The organism is Streptomyces bobili, assembly GCF_002154575.1.
Taxonomy (GTDB): Bacteria; Actinomycetota; Actinomycetes; order Streptomycetales; family Streptomycetaceae; genus Streptomyces; species Streptomyces bobili.
This window is the reverse complement of sequence record NZ_MUBA01000315.1, coordinates 1-4522: the sequence shown is the minus strand read 5'-3', so window position 1 is coordinate 4522 and position 4522 is coordinate 1. Positions and strand designations below refer to the sequence as shown.

The 4522-nt window shown below is 71.8% G+C and carries 5 protein-coding genes and 1 pseudogene; 3 read left to right on the top strand and 3 right to left on the bottom strand.

The window, feature by feature from the left end; translation table 11 throughout:
* A partial coding sequence (locus BZL64_RS24555; RefSeq protein WP_244205474.1) for a protein-tyrosine phosphatase family protein occupies positions 1-645 on the top strand: 645 nt, incomplete at its 5' end.
* 53 nt (positions 646-698) lie between these two features.
* Here BZL64_RS24555 and BZL64_RS24550 read toward each other — a convergent pair.
* The 3 genes from BZL64_RS24550 to BZL64_RS24540 form a co-directional block, all read right to left on the bottom strand.
* The gene (locus BZL64_RS24550; protein WP_086771368.1) at positions 699-1511 is read right to left on the bottom strand and encodes an SAM-dependent methyltransferase; all 813 of its coding nucleotides are present in this window, start codon (positions 1509-1511) and stop codon (positions 699-701) included.
* A 112-nt stretch (positions 1512-1623) separates the two neighbouring features.
* Positions 1624-1899, bottom strand: coding sequence for a DUF397 domain-containing protein (locus BZL64_RS24545; RefSeq protein WP_086771366.1), 276 nt, complete (start codon positions 1897-1899; stop codon positions 1624-1626).
* On the bottom strand, positions 1900-2760 hold the full coding sequence (locus BZL64_RS24540; protein WP_086771365.1) for a helix-turn-helix domain-containing protein: 861 nt from the start codon (positions 2758-2760) through the stop codon (positions 1900-1902). It abuts the gene before it with no gap.
* 233 nt (positions 2761-2993) lie between these two features.
* On the opposite strand from BZL64_RS24540, the pseudogene BZL64_RS41300 reads away from it, so the two are divergent.
* Both BZL64_RS41300 and BZL64_RS24530 read left to right on the top strand, forming a co-directional pair.
* A pseudogene (locus BZL64_RS41300) lies at positions 2994-3713 on the top strand (ATP-binding protein); the annotation flags it as partial.
* A gap of 344 nt (positions 3714-4057) precedes the next feature.
* A complete protein-coding gene (locus tag BZL64_RS24530; protein ID WP_086771364.1) occupies positions 4058-4501 on the top strand; it encodes a hypothetical protein in 444 nt (147 codons plus the stop codon).
* Positions 4502-4522: the final 21 nt, after the last annotated feature.

Below are 4522 nucleotides of genomic sequence, written 5' to 3'. Positions count from 1 at the left end.
CGGGCGCTGCGCCTCCTGATCGCCCTCGTCATCGGCTATCTCGTCCTGTGGGCGGCCTGCGCGCTGAGCATCCTCGCGCTGTCGTACTGGGCCCGCGAAGAGACTCCGGCACCGGCCGGAACCCGGACCGTGCAGGGTGTCCATCACTTCCAGCCGGTGGACACCGAGGGCAGGCTGTGGCGCGGCGCCGCTCCCAGCACCTCCGGATACCGCGCGCTGGCGGGCATGGGCTTCACCACCGTCGTCGATCTGCGCGCGGAGGATCTGAGCGCCTCGCAGCTCGCCAAGCCCGGCGAAGCAGGGCTCAACGTCGTGCGCATGCCCATACGGGACGGTCAGACGCCCGAGCCGGACCAGGTACGGCGCTTCCTCGGCGTCGTCGCCCAGGCCCCGGGGCCCGTGTTCGTGCACTGCGGCGCCGGAGTCGGCCGTACGGGCACGATGGCGGCTGCGTATCTCGTGCAGAGCGGGGAGAAGTCGTCGACGGCCGCTGTCCGGCGCAACCTCGCGGTCGGGCCGCCGTCGATCGAGCAGATCTACTACGGGCTGCGCCTGAGCCGGAGCGAGGCCGAGCAGCCGCCGCTCCCGGTCGTCGCGGTCAGCCGCCTGGTGGACGCGCCGCGCCGCATGTGGTCCTGGGTGTGACCGGCGGCCGACGGGGCATCACTCGCGTGTGACGCCCCCGGCACACCGCCCGTCTACGGCTTGCGCGCCACCGCCCCGTAGCCGGGGATGACACCGTCCTCCTGGCCCGGCACCGGCTCGCCGAGTTCGGGGTGCCACTCGGGCACCACCGCGACCCCTGGTTCGACCAGTTCCAGCCCGTCGAAGAAGCGGCCGAACTCCCCGCGGGAGCGCAGCGCCAGCGTGACGCCGGCCGCCTTGAGCTTCTCCGTGGCCGCCGCGGACTCCTCCGGGGTGAAGTCGGCGGTGGCGTGGGTCATCATCAGGTAGCTGCCCGAAGGGACTTCGGCCAGCAGCCGGTCGACCAGTTCGTGCGCCCCGTCCTCGTCGGGGACGAAGTGCAGCAGCGCGATCAGCGACAGCGCGACCGGCCGCTCGAAGTCCAGGATCTTCCGGGCGCCTTCGACGATGGTGGCCGGGTCGCGGACGTCGGCCTGAAGGTACTCGGTGACACCCTCGGGCGTGCTGCGCAGCAGGGCGGCCGCGTGGGCCAGGACGATCGGGTCGTTGTCGCAGTACACGACGCGGGCGTCGGGCGCGACCTGCTGGGCGACCTGGTGGAGGTTGGGTTCGGTCGGGATGCCCGTGCCGATGTCGAGGAACTGCCGGACGCCGTTGCCCGCGAGCCAGCGCGTCGCGCGGTGCATGAACGCCCGGTTGACCCTGGCCATCACCGGGACGCGGGGATCGAGCGCCAGCATCTGCCGGCCCATCGCCTCGTCCACGGGGTAGTTGTCCTTGCCGCCGAGGTACCAGTCGTACATCCGTGCGGGATGGGGCTTGCTGGTGTCGATCCCGACGGCACCGGTGGGGTCCTGCCCGGTCATGAGGAACTCCATAGGCATGTGACACGAATAATGATCAAGTCAGTACCAAGATAAGGAAGTTGAATAAGAAGTCGAGCAAATGGGGCACAGGGAGAAGGAACGGGTGGTTGGTTCAGGACAACAGGAAGTCCGCCTCTCCCGCCTTCGCTCCCTCGATGAAGGCCGTCATCTCGTCGGAGGTGTAGATCAGCGCCGGCCCGTCGGGGTCGGTGGACTGGCGTACGGCGATCCGGCCGTCGGCGAGCTTCATGGCCTCCAGACAGTTGCCTCCGTTGCCGCCGCTCCACGGCTTGTGCCAGCCCTCGCTGCCCAGTTCCCTCGCGGGCATGCCGTTGTAGATCCGCTGAGCGCGGCCACGCGGCCTGGTCGGGGACTTGATGCGTTCCATTCACAACTCCTTGCGGAGATCCCGGAGGATCTCCTTCGTGCGATGTGCCGTAGCGGCCTGCGCCGCCATGCGGTCCATGACCTCTAGGTGGGTCGCCACCTCGGTGCGCGCGTCCAGGTAGACGGCGCCGGTCAGGTACTCGCTGTAGACCATGTCCGGAAGTTCGGGCATGGCGAATCGGAACAGCACGAAGGGCCCGTACGTGCCGGGGTGCGGCCCCGAGGAGAACGGGGCGACCTGGAGGGTCACGTTGGGCAGCTTCGTGGCGTCGAGCAGTTTGTCGATCTGTGCGCGCATCACCTCCGGGCCGCCCACCGGGCGGCGCAGCACGGTCTCGTCCATGACGACCCACAGCCGGGGCGCGTCCTCACGGGTGAGCAGTCCCTGGCGCTGGAGACGCAGGTCGACGTGACGCTCGATGTCCTCCGGCCGGGTCTGGCCGATGGCCCCGGACTTCAGCACACCGCGCGCGTAGTCCTCGGTCTGCAGCAGGCCGGGGACGAAGTGCGGTTCGTACTGGCGGATCAGGGCGGCCGCGCCTTCGAGGCTGACGTGCATCGAGAACCAGCCGGGCAGGACGTCGTGGAAACGCTGCCACCAGCCGGGCCTGTTGGCCTCCTCGGCGAGCTGGACGAAGCCCTCGGCCTCCGCGTCGGTGACGCCGTAGGACTTCAGCAGCAGTTGGAGGTACGGGATCTTGAGCGAGACCTCGGCCATCTCCATACGGCGGACCGTGGCCGGTGCGACGCGGAGGATGCGGGCGGCCTCCTCGCGCTTGAGCCCGGCGCGTTCCCGCAGGTCCAGCAGGCGCCGGCCGAGGACGACCTGCCCCACGGTCGGCGCGGACCGCGGTTCGCTCACGCTCCACCTCCACGAAGAGCCGACCGACGGGCCCCACTGGGCCCGGCCGGCCGGTCACGAAAAGAATCCCGACAGCCCTGCGGCGCCATGCGAAGACCCGAATCGAAGAAACGTACGAACAAAAATACGGATCTCCGGTGATCCCAACTGGCGCCGCCCGAGGTGCTGTTCCGTGCAGTGTGCCACGGCGCTTCACCCCGTCACACAGCACTCTGCATTTTTCAGAGTGACACTTGCCAAGTGTTCACGGCGGGGCGATAGTGGCAAGCGTGATTCCGTCCGCGCCCTTAGGAACAGACGCCGCCGCAGGCCACCCCCAGGGTCTCGGCGCCGATGGGGGTATCCCCACTCGAGCGCACTCGAGCGTGGGGGAAGCAGGCCCCGACCGGGCGGCTGCCGAGCGCCGGTTCCGGTTCGAACTGGCCGCGCACCCGGGTTCCCCGGCGCAGGCCAGACGCCTGGCGCGGGCCCGGCTGACCGGCTGGTCGGTCTGCGAGGACACCTGCGACACGGCTGCCCTGGTCATATCCGAGCTGGTCACCAACGCCATCGTGCACACCGCGAGCGGCGTGGTCGTCTGCGAGCTGTTCGACGGCGGCGACCTCGTGCGCATAGCCGTACGCGACGAGGGCTGCGCGCCCGGCGAGCCGCACCCCTCGCCGCAGCGCCCCGACGAGGAACACGGGCGGGGCCTCTTTCTCGTCGACGCCCTCTGTCACTCCTGGGGCGCCCTGGAACACGGCCCCGGGCTGCTGGTCTGGGCGGACCTGCCCCGGCAGGCCTCCCCCGCACACTCCGACGAGCGGTGTGAGGACCCCGCCGCCGACGCCGGTGCGGCCTCCGCGCCCCGTGCCGACCTCGGCTGGGGCGCCCGACCGAAGCCCGGCCCGGCCGACGGCTCGGACGACGAGGGCGAGACCCCCGCCGAGCAGGGCGATCACGGCGACGCGAGGCACGGTGGCCCCGGCCCCGGCCCAGTCGAGCAGGCCCCCAGGGCACATCCCACGGAAGCCCACCTCTCGGGCCCCACACACCGGCCCCACCACACCTCCGCCGACGGCTGGGCCGACCCCCGGCCGAGCGGCCCTCCTGGGCGGCTCCCCCGCCTGTCCGACGGCCCGCTGTCCCGCGTGGCGCCGCAGTGGCACCGCGGCCCGGCAACCGGCGGAGCCTCGACACCCACCGACCACGCCGCCCGCGCCGATCACGCGCTCGACACGGCGAGCGGGGCACCCGCCCGGCGCCCGCACCCCGGCACGGGATCACCAGGCCACCTTCCGCGCGACCGGGACACGGCGTGAGGACCGCCCCCGGCCGGATCGGGGTGCTCACCCTGGACACGCTGGTCCGCCTGGGGCGCGGCCCCGGCGGTGACACCCTTCGGGCGCCGCACCGGATCACGGTTCCCGAGGGCATGACCGCCCCGTTGGGCTGCGACGCCGTCGCCGTCCCGGCGCGGCTCGGCCCGCTGGTCATGCCCCGCCTCCCGCGCGTGGGCTGCGTGTACGCCGACGAGGCGCACTGGTGGTGGCTGGTCCCGTCGGACTCCGACTACGCCCTGGACTGGCCCTCCCCCGTGCAGTACGCCACGGGTGCGATCGTGCCGGACTCCGCGCGGATCCCCGGCCTCATCCACCGGCCGGACGGCACGCTCCCCTACACGCCGCCCATCCCTCTCTACCTGACCCTGTGCCGCCTCACGGACACGCCGCCCACCTGGTCACGGCCGATCAGCGCGTGACGCGCGCCCGCGCGCTCGGCG

Bases quoted from the DNA above. Each gene is read 5' to 3' on its own strand.
- BZL64_RS24550 (WP_086771368.1), bottom strand. From the start codon at position 1,511: ATGACCGGGCAGGACCCCACCGGTGCCGTCGGGATCGACACCAGCAAG.
- BZL64_RS24545 (WP_086771366.1), bottom strand. From the start codon at position 1,899: ATGGAACGCATCAAGTCCCCGACCAGGCCGCGTGGCCGCGCTCAGCGG.